The 17,096-nt window shown below is 72.6% G+C and carries 14 protein-coding genes; 9 read left to right on the top strand and 5 right to left on the bottom strand.

The genetic code is table 11. The features are described 5' to 3' along the window. Positions 1-70: 70 nt before the first annotated feature. Positions 71-595, top strand: coding sequence for a hypothetical protein (locus OC439_RS14870; RefSeq protein WP_262013926.1), 525 nt, complete (start codon positions 71-73; stop codon positions 593-595). After that, positions 588-2,897, top strand: coding sequence for a bifunctional polysaccharide deacetylase/glycosyltransferase family 2 protein (locus OC439_RS14865; RefSeq protein ID WP_262013925.1), 2,310 nt, complete (start codon positions 588-590; stop codon positions 2,895-2,897). Before OC439_RS14870 ends, OC439_RS14865 begins: the two co-directional genes overlap by 8 nt. 4 nt (positions 2,898-2,901) lie before the next feature. Here OC439_RS14865 and OC439_RS14860 read toward each other — a convergent pair whose 3' ends face one another. From OC439_RS14860 to OC439_RS14840, 5 genes are all read right to left on the bottom strand, one after another. Continuing rightward, positions 2,902-3,081 (bottom strand): DUF6104 family protein, encoded by a 180-nt coding sequence (locus OC439_RS14860; protein ID WP_030503218.1) that lies wholly within the window; start codon positions 3,079-3,081, stop codon positions 2,902-2,904. A gap of 63 nt (positions 3,082-3,144) precedes the next feature. Beyond that, the gene (locus tag OC439_RS14855) at positions 3,145-6,888 is read right to left on the bottom strand and encodes a multifunctional oxoglutarate decarboxylase/oxoglutarate dehydrogenase thiamine pyrophosphate-binding subunit/dihydrolipoyllysine-residue succinyltransferase subunit (RefSeq protein WP_262013924.1); all 3,744 of its coding nucleotides are present in this window, start codon (positions 6,886-6,888) and stop codon (positions 3,145-3,147) included. Between the two features lie 258 nt (positions 6,889-7,146). Beyond that, positions 7,147-7,974 carry an ABC transporter permease gene (locus OC439_RS14850; protein WP_262013923.1) on the bottom strand — a complete coding sequence of 276 codons (828 nt, stop codon included), beginning with the start codon at positions 7,972-7,974 and terminating at the stop codon, positions 7,147-7,149. Then, a complete protein-coding gene (locus tag OC439_RS14845) occupies positions 7,971-8,912 on the bottom strand; it encodes an ABC transporter ATP-binding protein (RefSeq protein ID WP_402807394.1) in 942 nt (313 codons plus the stop codon). The genes OC439_RS14850 and OC439_RS14845 overlap by 4 nt, the downstream gene beginning before the upstream one ends. Positions 8,913-9,050: 138 nt before the next feature. Next, the gene (locus OC439_RS14840; RefSeq protein ID WP_262014003.1) at positions 9,051-9,707 is read right to left on the bottom strand and encodes a hypothetical protein; all 657 of its coding nucleotides are present in this window, start codon (positions 9,705-9,707) and stop codon (positions 9,051-9,053) included. Between the two features lie 173 nt (positions 9,708-9,880). Between OC439_RS14840 and OC439_RS14835 the strand changes: the two genes are divergently transcribed. From OC439_RS14835 to OC439_RS14805, 7 genes are all read left to right on the top strand, one after another. Continuing rightward, positions 9,881-10,657 (top strand): GNAT family N-acetyltransferase, encoded by a 777-nt coding sequence (locus tag OC439_RS14835; RefSeq protein WP_262013921.1) that lies wholly within the window; start codon positions 9,881-9,883, stop codon positions 10,655-10,657. Further along, positions 10,654-11,541 (top strand): lysophospholipid acyltransferase family protein, encoded by an 888-nt coding sequence (locus tag OC439_RS14830; protein ID WP_262013920.1) that lies wholly within the window; start codon positions 10,654-10,656, stop codon positions 11,539-11,541. Before OC439_RS14835 ends, OC439_RS14830 begins: the two co-directional genes overlap by 4 nt. Before the next feature lie 125 nt (positions 11,542-11,666). After that, positions 11,667-12,497: a DUF4097 family beta strand repeat-containing protein gene (locus tag OC439_RS14825; RefSeq protein ID WP_135241867.1), complete on the top strand. Its 831-nt coding sequence runs from the start codon at positions 11,667-11,669 to the stop codon at positions 12,495-12,497. Next, complete coding sequence (locus OC439_RS14820; protein ID WP_262013919.1) at positions 12,494-13,114, top strand: PadR family transcriptional regulator; 621 nt, start codon at positions 12,494-12,496, stop codon at positions 13,112-13,114. The genes OC439_RS14825 and OC439_RS14820 overlap by 4 nt, the downstream gene beginning before the upstream one ends. A gap of 63 nt (positions 13,115-13,177) precedes the next feature. Then, positions 13,178-13,879: a response regulator transcription factor gene (locus OC439_RS14815; RefSeq protein ID WP_030271847.1), complete on the top strand. Its 702-nt coding sequence runs from the start codon at positions 13,178-13,180 to the stop codon at positions 13,877-13,879. Beyond that, positions 13,876-15,429, top strand: a complete 1,554-nt coding sequence (locus OC439_RS14810) for a sensor histidine kinase (protein WP_262013918.1) — start codon at positions 13,876-13,878, stop codon at positions 15,427-15,429. The genes OC439_RS14815 and OC439_RS14810 overlap by 4 nt, the downstream gene beginning before the upstream one ends. Before the next feature lie 74 nt (positions 15,430-15,503). Then, positions 15,504-17,021, top strand: coding sequence for a S1C family serine protease (locus OC439_RS14805; protein WP_262013917.1), 1,518 nt, complete (start codon positions 15,504-15,506; stop codon positions 17,019-17,021). Positions 17,022-17,096 lie beyond the last annotated feature (75 nt).

Here is a 17,096-nt window from a genome sequence, read left to right as displayed (position 1 = left end):
CCTGTTCTGCCTGGTCACACGAGCTGCCCGGCGGAGAAGGTGGGGATTTTTCGCATCTACACTTGGCCGCGTGGATGGCCCGACCGCACTGATTCCTGTCGTACCGGAATCGCCCCCCGTCTTCGTCGACCCGAGCGGGCGGCGACGTCGGCGGCTGCGCCGTCTCGCCTACTGCGCCGGCGCGGCGGGTGTGGTCTACACGGTCATGGTCGGAGTCAGCTTCGCCGGCGGGCCGATCACTCCGGACAGCGTCATCCCGTTCGTCGAGCCGAGCACCGAGCAGCGGCTGCCGTCGCCGGGCCAGCCGGCGTCGCCCGCGCCCGCGGTGACCCGGCCCACGCCGGACGCGCCCACCGACGTCCGAACCGCTCCGGTGCGGGTGCCGGCCACCTCCGTCGCCCCCGCCGCCACGGCCTCGCCGAGCCCTCGGTACCCCCGGCCGACCCGGACCGCCCCGACCGCGCCCCGGCCCGTCCAGACGCCGGCCACCACCGCGCCGCCCACCGCCCCCACCGCTGAGGTGCCGCCGCCCGTTGTCGACCCGCCGCCCGTCGTCGACCCGCCCGCCGCGCCGGCCGCGCCCGCCGATGAGTGACGAGGCACCCGCCCGCCCGTCGAACCGCGATCAGCCCACCGTCCCGCTGGACCCCCGCCGCGTGCACGCCCTCCGGCGGCACCGGGCCGGGCGGCAGCCGGACGACGCCACCGTCGTCCTGGACGTCCGGCAGATCCCCGGCGCGCCCCGGTCCCGTGGGCGGCGTCTGCTGCCCCGGCCGAGCTGGGCCCTGGTCGCCATGGTCGTGGTCGTCCTGGGCGGCCTGCTGGTCGTCGAGGCGTACACGAACGCCGCGTTCGTACCCGACAACCGGGTGACGCCCGGCAGCCAGCGGGAGGTGCCCAGCTCGGTGATCGGGGGCGGCCCGATCGTCAACGTCGGCGCGGAGGGCCGCACCCAGTCGCACCGCCTGCCGCCGCGCACCGTCGCGCTCACCTTCGACGACGGGCCGGACCCGCGGTGGACGCCGGAGGTGCTGCGCGTCCTGGACAAGCACCAGGTCAAGGCCACCTTCTTCGTCATCGGCTCGCAGGTCGTCCGCAACCCGGAGGTGACCCGCCGGCTGGTGGCCGAGGGGCACGAGCTGGGCGTGCACACGTTCACCCATCCAGACCTCGCCTCGCTGCCGCAGTGGCGGCGCGAACTGGAGTACGCACAGACGCAGCTCGCCATCGCCAGCACCACAGGCGTCCGGCCGTCGCTGCTGCGCTTCCCGTACTCGTCCCGCGCCGACGCCTACAGCGACCGGGACTGGCCGATGCTGCGGCAGGCCGGTGAGCTGGGCTACCTCACAGTGGTGAACGACGTCGACAGCCGGGACTGGGAGCTTCCGTCGGTAGAGGAGATGGTCGCCAGCGCCACGCCGGACGGGACGGCCGGCACGATCGCGCTCTGGCACGACGCGGGCGGCGACCGGTCCGGCACCGTGGCCGCGCTGGACCGGTACATCCCGATGATGCTGGAGCGCGGGTACCGCTTCACCACGGTCAGCGAGGGGCTCAACCAGACGTTCGCCGCCGCAGGCGTGTCCGGCCCGGTGGGCGGGCAGACGGCGGCCCCGCTCGACGAGCGGTGGCGGGGACACGTGCTGGTCGGCGCGGTACGCGTGGCCGACGGCATGTTCGGGGTGCTCGGCGTCTTCTTCGTGCTCGTCGGGGTGCTCACGATCGGCCGGACCCTGCTGCTGTTCGTTCTGGCCCCACGGCACGCGCGCCGCCGCCGTCGCCGCGACTGGTCGTGGGGTCCGCCGGTCACCGAACCGGTCTCGGTGATCGTGCCCGCGTACAACGAGCGGGAGGGCATCGCCGCGGCGGTCCGCTCGCTCGCGCTCGGTGACCACCCCGGCGGCATCGAGGTGGTGGTGGTCGACGACGGCTCGACGGACGGCACCGCCGACATCGTGGCGGCGCTTCGGCTGCCGAACGTCCGGGTCGTCCGCAAGCCCAACGGCGGCAAGCCGAGCGCGCTCAACACGGGCCTCGCGCTGGCCCGGCACGACCTGATCGTCATGGTCGACGGCGACACGATCTTCGAGCCGGACTCGGTCCGCCGGCTGGTCCAGCCGTTCGCCGACCCCCGCGTCGGCGTGGTCGCCGGGAACGTCAAGGTCGGCAACCGCCGCAGCCTGATCGCCAAGTGGCAGCACATCGAGTACGTCATCGGCTTCAACCTCGACCGCCGCCTCTACGAGACGCTGCGCTGCATGCCCACCGTCCCCGGCGCGATCGGCGCGTTCCGGCGCCAGGCGCTGGAGCAGGTGGGCGGCATGACCGACGACACGCTGGCCGAGGACACCGACGTCACCGTCGCCATCGGCCGGGCCGGCTGGCACATCGTGTACGAGGAGAGCGCCCGCGCCTGGACCGAGGCGCCGGCCACCATCGGCCAGTTGTGGAAGCAGCGGTACCGGTGGAGCTACGGCACCCTGCAGGCGATGTGGAAGCACCGGCGCTCGGTGATCGAGAGCGGCCCGTCGGGCCGGTTCGGCCGCCGGTCCCTGTCGTTCCTGACGCTGTTCGGCGTGCTGCTGCCGCTGGCCGCCCCGGTGATCGACCTGCTCGCGATATACGGGCTGATCTTCCTGGACCGCAGCGACACGGTGGTGGCCTGGCTGGCGATGCTCGCGCTCCAGTTCCTCACCGCGGTGCTGGCCTTCCGGCTGGACCGGGAGAAGCTCGGCGTGCTCTGGGTGCTGCCGTTGCAGCAGTTCGTCTACCGGCAGGTGATGTACCTGGTGCTGCTGCAGGCGGTCGGCACCGCGCTGACCGGCGGCCGGCTGGGCTGGCAGAAGCTGCGGCGTACCGGAGACCTCCGGGTCGCCGGGCGGGGCGCGACCGGCTGACCCGTCAGTCGTCGTCCGGGTCGTCGAGGCGGGCCAGCCAGGTGGCGAACCGCTCGATCGGGGTCTCGAACTCCGGGTTCAGGTCGACGAAGTCACGCAGCCGCTCGCCCAGCCACTCCAGGCTGACCTGCTCGTCGCCACGGCGCTCGACCAGCTCCTCGATGCCACGGTCGGTGAAGTACACGGTTTTCCTCTCGTCGTACGGCAGCGGCCCGCCCCGGGTCGGGACGGGCCGCTGCCGGTGGTGTCACGGGCGGGGGAGAGCCGCCTCGATCAGCGCGTTCTGCTCGACCTCGTGCATCTTCGCCGAGCCCACCGCCGGCGCGGCGGCGGCCGGCCGGGAGATGCGGCGCAGCCGGACCTCGGGCAGGTGCTCCAGCAGGTTGAGCGCGACGAACGACCAGGCGCCCTGGTTGGCCGGCTCCTCCTGGACCCAGGCGAAGTCCTCGGCGTTCGGGTACTGCGCGAGCGCGGCCCGGACCTCCTCGACGGGCAGCGGGTAGAGCTGCTCCATCCGGATGATCGCGGTGTCGGTCACGCCCCGCTCCTGCCGGGCCTGGAACAGGTCGTAGTAGACCTTGCCCGAGCAGAGCAGCACCCGCTTCACCTGCTCCGGTGCCGGGGCCGCGGTGTCGGCCAGCACGGGCTGGAACGTCCCGGTGGTGAAGTCCTCCACCGGCGACACGCACAGCTTGTGCCGCAGCAGCGACTTCGGCGTGAACACCACAAGCGGCTTGCGCTTGGGCGACAGGGCCTGGCGGCGCAGCAGGTGGAAGTAGTTCGCCGGCGTGGTCGGGATGGCCACCCGCATGTTGTCCTCGGCGCAGAGCTGCAGGAACCGCTCCGGGCGGCCGGACGTGTGGTCCGGGCCCTGGCCCTCGTGGCCGTGCGGCAGCAGCAGCGTCACCGCGGAGCGCTGGCCCCACTTCACCTCGCCGGACGAGATGAACTCGTCGATCACCGACTGGGCGCCGTTGACGAAGTCACCGAACTGGGCCTCCCAGGCCACCAGCGCGTTGATGTTCTCCACCGAGTAGCCGTACTCGAAGCCCATGGCCGCGTACTCGGAGAGCAGCGAGTCGTGGACGAAGAAGCGCGACCGCTCGCCGTCGGCGGTGAGCGACATCAGCGGCAGGTAGTCCTCGCCGGTCTTGGCGTCGACCACCGAGGCGTGCCGCTGGACGAACGTGCCGCGGCGCGAGTCCTGCCCGGCGAGCCGGACGGTGACGCCGTCGTGCAGCAGCGTGCCGAACGCGATGATCTCGGCGAAGCCCCAGTCGATGCCGCCCTCGACGGACATCTTGCGGCGCCGCTCCAGCAGCTGCTGGATCCGCTTGTGCGGGGTGAAGCCCTCCGGCAGGTTGACGTGCGCCTCGCCGATCGCCTTGACCACTGCGGCGTCGGTGGCGGTGTCGACCTGCGGTTCCGGCTCCTCCTCCCGGGCCGGGCGGCTGAGCTGACGCGGGGTGGTGGCGGCGTCCCGGGTGGCCTTGAAGACCCGCTCCAGCTGCCCCTGGTAGTCGCGCAGCAGCTCCTCCGCGTCCTCCACGGTGATGTCGCCGCGCCCGATCAGCTCCTCGGTGTAGAGCTTCCGGACCGACCGCTTCGAGTCGATGATCTTGTACATCTCCGGGTTGGACATCGACGGGTCGTCACCCTCGTTGTGCCCGCGCCGGCGGTAGCAGACCATGTCGATCACGACGTCCTTGTTGAACGCCTGCCGGTACTCGAACGCGAGCCGGGCCACCCGGACCACTGCCTCCGGGTCGTCACCGTTCACGTGGAAGATCGGCGCCTGGATCATCCGGGCCACGTCGGTGCTGTAGAGGCTGGACCGGCTGTACTCCGGGGCGGTGGTGAAGCCGACCTGGTTGTTGACGACCACGTGCACGGTGCCGCCGGTGCGGTAGCCGCGCAGCTGGGAGAGGTTGAGCGTCTCGGCGACCACACCCTGGCCGGCGAAGGCGGCGTCACCGTGCACCGCCAGCGGCAGCACGGTGTAGCCCTCCAGCTTGAGGTCGATCCGGTCCTGCTTGGCCCGGACTATGCCCTCCAGCACCGGGTCGACGGCCTCCAGGTGCGACGGGTTCGCCACCACCGACACCTTGACCGCGTGCTCGCCGTCCGGGGTGGTGAACTTGCCGTTCTGGCCGAGGTGGTACTTCACGTCGCCCGAGCCCTGCGTGGACCGCGGGTCGAGGTGTCCCTCGAACTCGGAGAAGATCTTCTCGTACGGCTTGCCGACGATGTTCGCCAGCACGTTGAGCCGGCCGCGGTGGGCCATGCCGATGACGACCTCGTCCAGCCCGGCCTCGGCGGAGCACTCCAGCACCTCGCCGAGCAGCGGGATCAGCGACTCGCCGCCCTCCAGCGAGAAGCGCTTCTGGCCGACGTACTTGGTCTGCAGGAACGTCTCGAACGCCTCGGCGGCGTTGAGCCGGTTCAGCACGTGCTTCTGCTCGTCGGAGCTGGGCTTCTCGTACTTGCGCTCGACCCGCTCCTGGATCCAGCGCCGCTCCTCCGGGTCCTGGATGTGCATGTACTCGATGCCGACGCGGCGGCAGTACGAGTCGCGCAGCACGCCGAGGATCGAGCGCAGCTTCATCCGCTGCTGGCCGGCGAAGCCGTTGACCGGGAAGACGCGGTCGAGGTCCCACAGCGTGAGCCCGTGCTGGAGGACGTCCAGGTCCGGGTGCTTCCGGATCTTGAACTCCAGCGGGTCGGTGTCGGCCATCAGGTGGCCGCGGACCCGGTACGCGTGGATCAGCTCGTGCACCCGCGCGGTCTTGTTGATCTGGCCTTCGCTGTCGACTGCGACGTCGCGCATCCAGCGCACCGGCTCGTACGGGATCCGCAGCGAGGTGAAGATGTCGTCGTAGAAGCCGCGCTCGCCGAGCAGCAGCTCGTGCATGACCTTGAGGAACTCGCCGGACTGCGCGCCCTGGATGATCCGGTGGTCGTACGTGCTGGTCAGCGTGATGACCTTGCTGACCGCGTTCTCGGCCAGGGTGGCCTCGCTCATGCCCTGGTAGGGGGCCGGGTATTCCATCGCGCCGACGCCGATGATGGCGCTCTGCCCCTGCATCAGGCGCGGGATCGAGTGCACCGTGCCGATGCCGCCCGGGTTGGTGAGCGAGATCGTGGTGCCGGAGTAGTCCTCCATGGTCAGCTCGTTGCGGCGGGCGCGCCGGACCACGTCCTCGTACGCCTGCCAGAACTGCCGGAAGTCCATCTGCTCGCAGCCCTTGATGGACGGCACCACCAGGTTGCGCGAGCCGTCCGGCTTGACCAGGTCGATCGCGATGCCCAGGTTGACGTGCTCCGGGCGGACCATCGCCGGCTTGCCGTCGACCTCGGCGAAGGAGTTGTTCATCTCCGGGTGCTCGACGACCGCGCGGACGAGCGCGTACCCGATCAGGTGGGTGAAGCTGACCTTGCCACCGCGACCGCGGGTCAGGTGGTTGTTGATCACGATGCGGTTGTCGACGAGCAGCTTGGCCGGGACGGCGCGCACGCTGGTGGCGGTCGGGACCGACAGCGACGCGTCCATGTTCTGCACGATCTTGGCGGCGACGCCGCGCAGCGGCGTGGTGCCCGCGGCGCTCGCGGTCGGCGCCTTGGCGGCCGGCTTGGCCGGGGCGGACTTCTTGGCCGGCTCAGGGGCCTTCGCCGCCGGCTTGGCGGCGGGCTTGGCCGGAGCGGGCGTGGCCTTGGGTGCGGCCTTCGGCTCCGCCTTGGCGGGCTGCTCCTTGACGGTTGCCACTGCTTCCTGCTGCTCGGCCGGCTCCGGCTTCGCGGCCGGCTTGGCCTGCCCGTCCGGGCGCGGCGTGGCGGCGCCCGGGGCCGGCCGGTAGTCGGCGAAGAAGTCGTGCCAGGCCGAATCGACGCTCGAGGGGTCGGCGAGGTAACGCTGGTACATCTCCTCGACGATCCACTCGTTCGGGCCGAAACCCGCCAGTGGGTTCTCCTGCGAAGTCTGCTGGGTCGACACGGCCGCTAATCGCCTCTTTCACGCGGTTGTGAATGTCACGGTGGCCCCCGGTGACCCCCGGTTGCCGACGCTGGGTAAACCGATGCCAAGGCTACGCCGTGCGCTGCGCGCAGGCATTCTCGCCTCCGGCTGGTGGTCCGTTTCACAGAAGATGCCAGAAGTTCGGCAAACGCTGCGTGATCCACCGACTCCTGCTAGACGAAACGAACCCCGGCCGGTGACGTCCGTCACCGGCCGGGGTCCGTTCCGACCGCGAGGTCAGGAGATGTCGCGCTTGCGGATCGTGGCCACGCCGATCGCGCCGGCCACCACCGCGTATCCGATCAGCACGAGGGCGCCGGCCCACTGCGGCGGGTTGCCCGGGATGTCGGTGTCACCGCCCACCATGAGCCCGGAGGCCAGCGACGGCACCAGCAACTGGAGCTTGTTGATCCAGTCGCCGTACCGCGAGGCGAGCAGGCTCAGCACGATGACCGCGCCGATCGCGCCGCCCAGGTAGAACAGGATGCCGGTCACCGTGGCGCCGATCTGGCTGCGGATCAGCACGCCGAGCCCGACGCCGAGCACCGACCAGAGCAGGTAGGCCAGGCCGTTGAGCGCGATCGCCCGCCAGACGGCGCCGCTGCCGAGCTGCGAGCCGACGTCCACCGAGTTGAGGATCAGCGGCGAGATGATCAGGTTCAGCACTGTGGTGACGAGCCAGAACAGCAGCGCCAGCACGCCGGCCGCGACCAGCTTGGCCAGCATCACCGCGGTGCGGTGCGGTGCGGTGAGGAACGTGGTGGTCACCGTCTGGTGGAAGAACTCGCTGGTCACCACCACGATGCCCAGCAGCAGCACGATGAGCAGCCCGAAGAACTGCCCGTTGGTGTAGAGGTTGGCCGCCAGGTTGTCGGCGGCCGAGATGGCCTGCAACTGGTCGGACTGGTCGGCCGGCACCTCGCCGAAGTCTCCGCCGGCCAGCGCCTCGGTCTGCAACCAGTTGAAGAACAGCGTGAGCGCCCACAGCGCCAGGCTGATCAGGCCGAAGATCCACCAGGTGCTGGTGGTACGGATCTTGAGCAGTTCGGATCGGACAAGCGTCATCGGATCTCCGCCTTTCCGGCCGTCAGCTCCAGGAAGACCCCTTCGAGGTCGGGGCGCTCGGTGGTCAGCTCGTGCAGCTCCACCTTGGCGGCCAGCGCGACCCGGCCCACGGTCGGCGCGTCCACGCCGGTCACCAGCAGCGCGCCGTGCGGGTCGGTGTCGACCGTGGCGGACTGCTCGCGCAGCGCCGCGACCAGGTCGTCGGCCTGCGGGGTGCGCACCCGCACCCGCACGTCGTGCGTCATCGAGGCCATCACCTGGTCGACCGGGCCCTGCCGGACCAGCTTGCCGGCCGCGATGATCACCACGTCGTCGGCGAGCAGCTGCATCTCGGAGAGCAGGTGGCTGGAGACCAGCACCGTCCGTCCCTCGGCGGCCAGCCCCTTGAGGAAGCCGCGCATCCAGCGGATGCCCTCCGGGTCCAGGCCGTTGGCCGGCTCGTCGAGGATCAGCACCTGCGGGTTGCCGAGCATCGCGGCGGCGATGCCGAGCCGCTGCTTCATGCCGAGCGAGTAGCCCTTGAACTTGCGCTTGGCCGCGGGCGTGAGCCCGACCAGGGCGAGCGCCTCGTCGGCGCGCTCCTTCGGCAGGCCCGCCGCCGCGCAGATCACCCGCAGGTGGTTGATGCCGGTGCGGCCCTTGTGCGCGCTGGACGCCTCCAGCACCGCGCCGACCGTGCGCAGCGGGTCGGGCAGGTCGGCGTACCGGCTGCCGCCGATGGTGGCCGTGCCGGCGCTCGGCGTCACCAGGTTGAGCAGCATGCGCAGCGTGGTCGTCTTACCGGCGCCGTTGGGGCCGAGGAAGCCGGTGACCCGGCCCGGCTCGACAGTGAACGACAGGTTGTCCACCGCGCGGACGGTCTTGTATTGCTTGGTCAGGCCGGACACGATGATCTGGCCGGTCCCGGCACTGGGGCGTGGCTGCCCGTCGGACATCATTCTCCTCTCCTGCCCCGGCGGGCTCGACGCGCGCCGGTGGGGGCGCCGTTGCGGGGGCGCCCCGCAACAGCCTTCCAACCCGGCGCAAGGGGGTCAATCAGGCGGGACGCGTACGCGCCGTCCTCCTCAGGGAGGAGATCACCGGGGCGGCAGCGCCACCCAGGTGGCCCGGGCGCGGCCGAGCATTGCGCCGTCCGAACCGTACAGGCTGGTGTGCACCTCGGCCTTGCGTCCCTCGCCGCCGACTGCGAGGCCGGTCACCACGCACTCGTCGCCGGGCCGTGGCAGCGCCGTGACCTGCGCGGCGATCCGCCCCAGCACGTACGGCCGGCCGGGCGCCAGCACCGCCCAGCCGCCCGGGCAGTCCAGCGCCGCCCACACCGTCGCGGGAACCACAGCGCCCGGCGCGCGGAACGGCGCGGCGGTCCGCCCGTCCGGCAGCCGGCCGGGGAAGATCCGCAGCCCGTCCGGGTTCGCCGGGCCGCAGACGTAGCAGCGGGGGAACGGGTGGTCGACCAGACCGGGGTACGCCCGCGCGGCCTGTTCCGCCGTCGCCGGGTCCACCGGCGGCACCACCGCGTCGACCGGCTCGACCCGGCGTACCTGGGCGATCACGTGACCGTCCGGATCGCGTACCTCGCCGTCGGCGGCGGTCAGCGGGGTGTCCAGCGGCGGCGGCCGGCGCAACGTGACCTCCACCGGGCCCCGGTCGTCGATCAGCCCGGCGAAGATCCCGGCGCTCCAGCCGCCGTTGCCGGAGCCGTCCGGCCCCTGGAAGCGGGCCTCGACCAGCATGTGCACCTCCGGGTTCCCCTCCGCCGGCGCCGTCGCGGCGGTCCGCCCGGCAGCCTCGCACACGCCGGTCCCGTCCCGGCCGTCCCGGTTCGCACGCCGCCGCCGACCGGCGTTCACCGGATCGACACCCCTCATCCCGTCCGGCGGCAACCCGGCGCACCTACACAGGAGTCATGGCCGTTCTGCACGCCGCTGGCGCACCGCTCACGACCAGCGGTTACACCCTGCTGATCGCCGACGACCCGACACTGGTCGCGGCCGCGCAACGCCTGCGCCACGAGGTGTTCGCCGGCGAACTCGGCGCCACCCTGCCGACCGCCCCCACCGGGCTCGACACCGACGGGTTCGACGCGTACTGCGACCACCTGGTGGTGCTGCACGAGGGCACCGGCGAGGTCGTCGGCACGTACCGGCTGCTGCCGCCCGGCCGCACCGACCGCCGGTACGCCGACGCCGAGTTCGACCTGAGCCCGCTGGCCCCGCTCCGCGACCACCTGGTCGAGGCGGGCCGCTCCTGCGTCCACCCTGATCACCGCACCGGCGCGGTGATCAACCTGATGTGGGCCGGGATCTGCCGCTACCTGCACCTGCGCGGCGCCCGCTGGCTCGGCGGCTGCGCCTCGGTGCCGGTCGCCGACGGCGGGACCGCCGCCGCGCAGGTGTGGTCCGAGGTCACCGCCCGGCACCTCGCCCCGCCACTGCTGCGGGTCACCCCGCGCCGGCCCTGGTTCGCCGAGGCGCCCGCCGCCGACCTCGCCGCGCTCACCCCGGCGCAACGCCGGGCGCTCGTGCCGCCGCTGCTGCGCGGCTACCTGCGGCTGGGCGCCTGGGTGGCCGGCGAGCCCGGGTACGACGCGGACTTCGGCTGCGCCGACTTCTACGTGTTGTTCTCGCTGGACCGGATGAACCCGCGCTACCTGCGGCACTTCCTCGGCGAGGCGAGGTCGTGACCACCGCCGCCGCCGAGCCGTGGACAGCCGGTCCGGGTGCCGGGGAGGGCCTGTGGCGGCCCGCCTCCGGCTGCGGGCCGGACTGCCTGCCGCCGCCCGCCGCGCCGGACGTGTCGCGGCTGCGCCGGGCGGGACGCCTGCTCGGCGTACTCGGCATGCTGCTGGCCGGGGCGGGCCTGACCGTGCTGCTACCGCTGCTGTCCGCCGCCCGGGGCCGGGCCGCGTTGCGCGCCTGGGCACGGTGGACGCTGCGTACCCTCGGGGTCCGGCTGCTGGTCCGCGGCCGGGTGCCGCGCGGGCGCGCGCTGCTGGTCGCCAACCACGTCTCCTGGCTGGACGTCCTGGCGGTGCTCGCCGTGTCGCCGGTCCGGATGGTGGCGAAGCGCGAGGTCCGGAGCTGGCCGCTGGTCGGCGGCCTGGCCGCCGCGGCGGGCACCGTCTTCGTGGACCGGTCCCGGCCGCGTGACCTGCCGGCCACCGTCGCGCGGGTGGCCGGCGCGCTGCGGTCCGGGCGGTCGGTGGCGGTGTTCCCGGAGGGTACGACCTGGTGCGGCGCCGCCACGGACTGCCGCCCGAGCCGCGGCTTCCGGCCGGCGATGTTCGAGGCCGCCGTGGCGGCGGGCGCCCCGGTGCTGCCGCTGAGCATCGGTTACCGGTACGCGGGCGACCCGAGCACGCTGCCCGCCTTCCTGGGTGCGGAGACGCTCTGGGCGTCGGTACGCCGCGTGCTCGCCGCCCGGGGCCTGACCGTGTCGGTGACGGTGAGCGCGGCGCTGCACCCGGCCGAGAGGGCTGATCGCCGCGCGCTGGCCCGGATCGCCGAGGCCGCCGTCCACCCGGCCCCGCGTCCCGTGCTCGCGGCGCAGCTCGACCTGGCGGCCTGACCCGCTCAGCCGTCGGGGACGCGACACAGTCGCGATAGTATCTTGTTCAGTCGCGATGTATCGCGTTATGCTCCTCGCAACACCTGGCACGCCGTGGGTCGGCGCGCCGACGAGGGGAGCGTGTCATGGCCAGTTGGACGGTCGAGAACCCGCAGCGCATCACGCTGGACGAGCCGATCACCCGGCTCGACGCCGAGCTGATCAGCGGCCGGCTCAACGTGGTCGGCGCCGACGGTCCGGCCCGGGTCGACGTGACCCGGGTCAGCAGCCGGCCGCTCCTCGTCGAGGTCCGCGACGGGCGGCTGACGATCCGGCACAAGCGCAAGCCCGGCCTGTTCGGCATCTTCTCGTGGTTCGGCAACCGGATCCGGGCCGAGGTGTCGGTAGCGGTTCCGCCGGACGTGCTCGCCACCCTGTCGGTGGTCAGCGGCGCGCTCGTCGCCTCCGGGCTGCGCCGGGAGACCCGGGTCGACGTCACCTCCGGGCAGGTCACGCTGCGCGGGCTGCGGGGACGCACCAGCGCGAAGGTCATCTCCGGGCCGGTCGAGGCGCTCGGCATCGGCGGCGACCTGGACCTGGAGACGGTCTCCGGTGAGCTGATCCTCGCCGACAGCGCGCCCGACCGGGTCCGCGCCCACGCCGTCTCCGGCTCGATCACCTGCGACCTGGACAACCCGCGCGGCAGCGAGATCCGGCTCAGCGCCATCTCCGGCAGCATCACCGTCCGGGTCCGCGAGGACAGCGACCTCACCGTGCACCTGCACACCACGTCCGGCAAGATCACCAGCGGCTTTCCCCAGGTGGACAGCGGTGGACGCGGGCTCGGCTCGATCAAGGACAGCCACGGTGTGCTCGGCGGCGGTGCGGGTAGGCTCTGGGCCTCCGCGACCTCCGGCAGCATCGCGCTGCTCGCCCGCCCGGTCGCGCCCGCCGACCATGTGGAGGACGTGCCGTGACCGCGGTGTTCAGCCACGGCCGGCTCCGGCTCTACCTGCTGAAGCTGCTCGACGACGGCCCGAAGCACGGCTACGAGCTGATCCGCCTGCTGGAGGAGCGCTTCCTCGGCCTGTACGCACCAAGCGCCGGCACCATCTACCCGCGCCTGCAACGGCTGGAGGCGGAGGGGCTGGTCACGCACACCGCCGCGGGCGGGCGCAAGGTCTACGAGATCACCGAGGCGGGCCGCGCCGAACTGCGCCAGCGCGCCGACGAGCTGTCGGCGCTGGAGAGCGACATCGGCGCCGCCGTCGAGGATCTCTCCGCGCTGGCCGGGGAGATCCGCACCGAGGTACGCGGATCGGTGCGCGACCTGAAGCGGGAGCTGCGCGAGGTGGCCCGGCAGACCCGGCAGGGCGGCTGGGCGACGTCCGCCACCGCGCGTCCGGCGACCGGCGAGGGCGCGGCCCGTCCGGACGACTCACCGCTGCTCGCCGACTTCGACAAGCGGCTGGCCGCGTTCACGGTCGAGGTCGGGGCGTTGGTCCGGGCCCGGCGGCTGAGCGACAACCAGCTCCGTACCGCGATCCGGCTGCTCGACGGCGCGCTGGAAGGGCTCCGGCGGCTGCTCCGCTGATCTCACAGGTTGTTTCCAGGGAGCACCCAGCGCGACCGCAGCCGGAGCGCGGATGATTGGGCCATGGCGGCTACCCAGACCGAGGCACGGCTTCTCGTCGTCGAGGACGACCCCAACATCCTCGAACTGCTCTCCGCGAGCCTGCGGTTCGCGGGCTTCGACGTGGCCACCGCGACCAGCGGCAGTGCCGCCCTGAACGCCGCCAAGGACCACCGGCCCGACCTGGTGGTGCTCGACGTGATGCTGCCCGACCTGGACGGCTTCGAGGTCATCCGGATGCTGCGCGAGGGTGGTACGCGTACCCCTGTGGTGTTCCTGACCGCGCGCGACGCCACCGACGACAAGATCCGCGGGCTCACCCTGGGCGGCGACGACTACGTCACCAAGCCGTTCAGCCTGGAGGAGCTGACCGCGCGGATCCGGGCCGTGCTGCGGCGTACCGCGACCGGTGAGCAGGCTCCGTCCCGCCTCACCTTCGCCGACCTGGAGCTGGACGAGGAGACCCACGAGGTGCACCGGGCCGGCCAGCGGGTGCAGCTGTCGCCGACCGAGTTCAAGCTGCTGCGCTACCTGATGCTCAACGCCAACCGGGTGCTCAGCAAGGCGCAGATCCTCGACCACGTCTGGAACTACGACTTCCGCGGTGACGACAACATCGTCGAGTCCTACATCTCGTACCTGCGGCGCAAGGTCGACAACACCCAGCCCCGGCTGATCCACACGCTCAGGGGAGTCGGTTACGTGCTCCGCAAGCCGGCGGCGTGAACGTCGTCCACGACGCGAAGGGCAGGCTGCGCAGCGTCCCGCTCCGGCTGAAGCTCGTCGCCGCGGTCCTCGCGCTCGTGGCCGTGGCGCTGGTGGTGATCAGCGGCCTGACGGCGTTCCTGCTGCGGAACTATCTGATCGGGCAGGCGGACGACCAGCTCCGCGGCGGCGCGTACACGGTGGCCAACACGCTCGACAAGGCCGGCGGCGGCCCGATCAAGATCACCATCCCGTCGGACTACGTGGCGTCCGTCATGGCTCCCGGTGAGCTGCCGGAGGAGCCGACGCGCTACGAGGGCCTGCGCGAAGAGGAGCTGCCCCGGTTTCCCGCCGACTACGCGGGCTACCAGGAGCGGGTGGGTGACCCGTTCACCGTGCGCTCCGAGGACGGCCGCAGCCGGTGGCGGATGCTCTACACCGCCCTGCCCGACGGGCGGATCATCGCGCTCGGGCAGCACCTCACCGGCGTCGACTCCGCGGTCGGGCGGCTGGTGTGGATAGACCTCCTGGTCGGTGGCGCGGTGCTGATCTCGCTGGCGTCGGTGGGCGCCGGGATCGTCCGTACCAGCCTGAAGCCGCTGGTGGAGATAGAGCGTACGGCGGCCGCCATCGCCGGCGGCGACCTGACCCGGCGGGTGCCCGACCCGGAGGAGGGGCGGCCGTGCCCCACCTCGGAGCTGGGCCGCCTGTCCCGGGCACTGAACGCCATGCTCGCGCAGATCGAGGCCGCGTTCACCGCGCGGGCCGCCTCCGAGGCGGCGGCGCGCAGCGCCGAGATGGGCGCGCGGGACGCCGCCGCGTACGCACAGGCGTCGGAGGCGCGGGCCCGCCGGTCCGAGGAGCGGATGCGGCAGTTCATCGCCGACGCCTCGCACGAGCTGCGTACGCCGCTGACCACCATCCGGGGCTTCGCCGAGCTGTACCGCCAGGGCGCGGCGCGGGCGCCGGAGCAGACCGCCGACCTGCTGCGCCGCATCGAGGACGAGGCGTCCCGGATGGGTCTGCTGGTGGAGGATCTGCTGCTGCTGGCGCGGATGGACCGGGAACGGCCGATCGCACTGGCCCCGGTCGAGCTGCCGGTGCTGGCGTCCGACGCGGTCGAGGCGGCCCGGGTGATCGCCCCGGACCGGCGGATCGAGCTGGAGCGGGAACCGGGCGCCGGGCCGCTGGTGGTGCTCGGCGACGACGCGCGCCTGCGCCAGGTGATCGGCAACCTGATGACGAACGCGCTCACCCACACGCCGCCGGACGCCTCGGTGACGCTGCGGCTGCGGGCCGAGGCGGGCAACCTCGCCGTGGTGGAGGTGGCGGACACCGGTCCCGGCCTCACCCCGGAGCAGGCCGAACGGGTCTTCGAGCGGTTCTACCGGGTGGACGCCGCGCGTACCCGCCGGGCCGGCGGACCGATCAGCACCGGCCTCGGCCTGGCCATCGTGGCCGCGCTCGTCGCCGCGCACCACGGCACCGTCGAGGTGGCGGAGACGCCGGGCGGCGGGGCGACGTTCCGGGTGAAGCTGCCGCTGCTGCCCGAGGAGCCCGAGGAGCCCTAGGCCGGGGAGTGACATTCAGAAAACTTCCAGGCGGATTCCAGGCTGGTGACAGTGCTACGGGGAAAGCTGGTGACATGACCGACCACGAGACCGATCCGCAGCGGTCGCCGGCCCCCGCCGACGCCGAGCCGTCGCACCACACCGCCGAGCTGCCCCGCGTCGAGAGCGGGACGTCGGACTCCTCCAGCAACCCGGCCGCGGCGTCGGTTCCGGCCGACTCCCCGGCCGCCGGAACCGGCACACCCGCCGGAGACACGAACCCGGCCGGCAGCGCCGGAGACGCCGCGCCCGCCGGGCCGTACCCGCCGCAGCCGGCGACGCCGTCCGCGCCGCCGTACCCGGCCTCGGGGCAGCCGCACCCCTGGTACGGGCAGCAGCAGCACCAGCAGGGCGGCTGGAACCAGCAGACCGCGGGCGGCTACCCGTCCACTCAGCACGGCGGGCCGGTGCCGTCGTACCAGGCGCAGCCGTACCAGACGCAGCAGGGCTACCAGGCGTACCAGCCCGGGCAGCAGATGCCGCAGTGGGGCTCGCAGCAGCCGCCGCGCCCCAGCCGGGCCGGGAAGTTCGTCGGCGCGGGCGCGCTGGCGCTGGCCCTGATGTTCGGCTCCGGCGTGGCCGGTGGCGCGCTGGCCCTCGCGCTCGACGGGGACGGCCCCACCCGCACCTACTCCGCCGCCCCGGTGATCAACAGCGCCGACCTACCCAAGATCGCGGCGTCCGTCCAGGACAGCATCGTCACGATCATGACGAACAGCGGTGAGGGCTCCGGGGTGATCCTCAGCGCCGACGGGTTCGTGCTCACCAACAACCACGTCGTCGCGGGCGCCGGTGGCGACACCGTGCGGGTGGTCTTCGCCGACGGCAAGAGCGCCTCCGCGAAGATCGTCGGCACCGACCCGAAGACCGACCTCGCGGTGGTCCAGGCCAGTGGCGTGAGCAACCTGAAGGCGGCCAAGTTCGGCGACAGCGACGCCATGCAGGTCGGTGACCAGGTGCTCGCCCTGGGCAGCCCGCTCGGCCTCCAGGGCTCGGTGACCGCCGGCATCCTCAGCGCCCGCGACCGCACCATCCAGGCGGGCGAGGGCGGCCAGCAGAACCCGCAGCAGGGCGCCAGCTCGATCTCCGGCCTGCTCCAGACCGACGCCCCGATCAACCCGGGCAACTCCGGCGGCGCGCTCGTCAACACCCGCGGCGAGGTGATCGGCATCAACACCGCCATCGCCACCGCCGGGCAGGGCAGCACCGGAAACATCGGCGTGGGCTTCGCCATCCCGAGCAACAAGGCCAAGAACGTGGCCGAGAAGCTCCAGCGCGGCGAGAAGATCAGCCACCCCTCGCTCGGGGTGAGCGTGAACGGCGCCGAGGACGGCGGGGCGCTCGTCGCCGCCGTCACGCCCGGCAGCCCCGCCGAGAAGGCCGGGCTCCAGCGCGGCGACGTGATCACCAAGTTCGGTGACAAGGTGATCAACGACTCGAACGACCTGGTCGGCGCCGTGCAGGCCGGCAAGGTCGGCGACCGGGTCGAGGTGCAGTACAAGCGAAACGGATCCAACGAGAGCGCAACCGTGACGCTCGCCGAGACGTCATAGTCCCGAGGACCTGCCTCCCTCCCGGGCGGCGGGTGACGGAGCCAAGGGGGTTGGCTCCGTCACCCGCCGCCCCTC

This window comes from Micromonospora sp. Mcm103, assembly GCF_024519755.1.
In the GTDB taxonomy this organism is placed as follows: Bacteria; Actinomycetota; Actinomycetes; order Mycobacteriales; family Micromonosporaceae; genus Micromonospora; species Micromonospora aurantiaca.
Note: the sequence above shows the minus strand (reverse complement) of the source record. Positions and strands in the feature narration are given on the sequence as shown.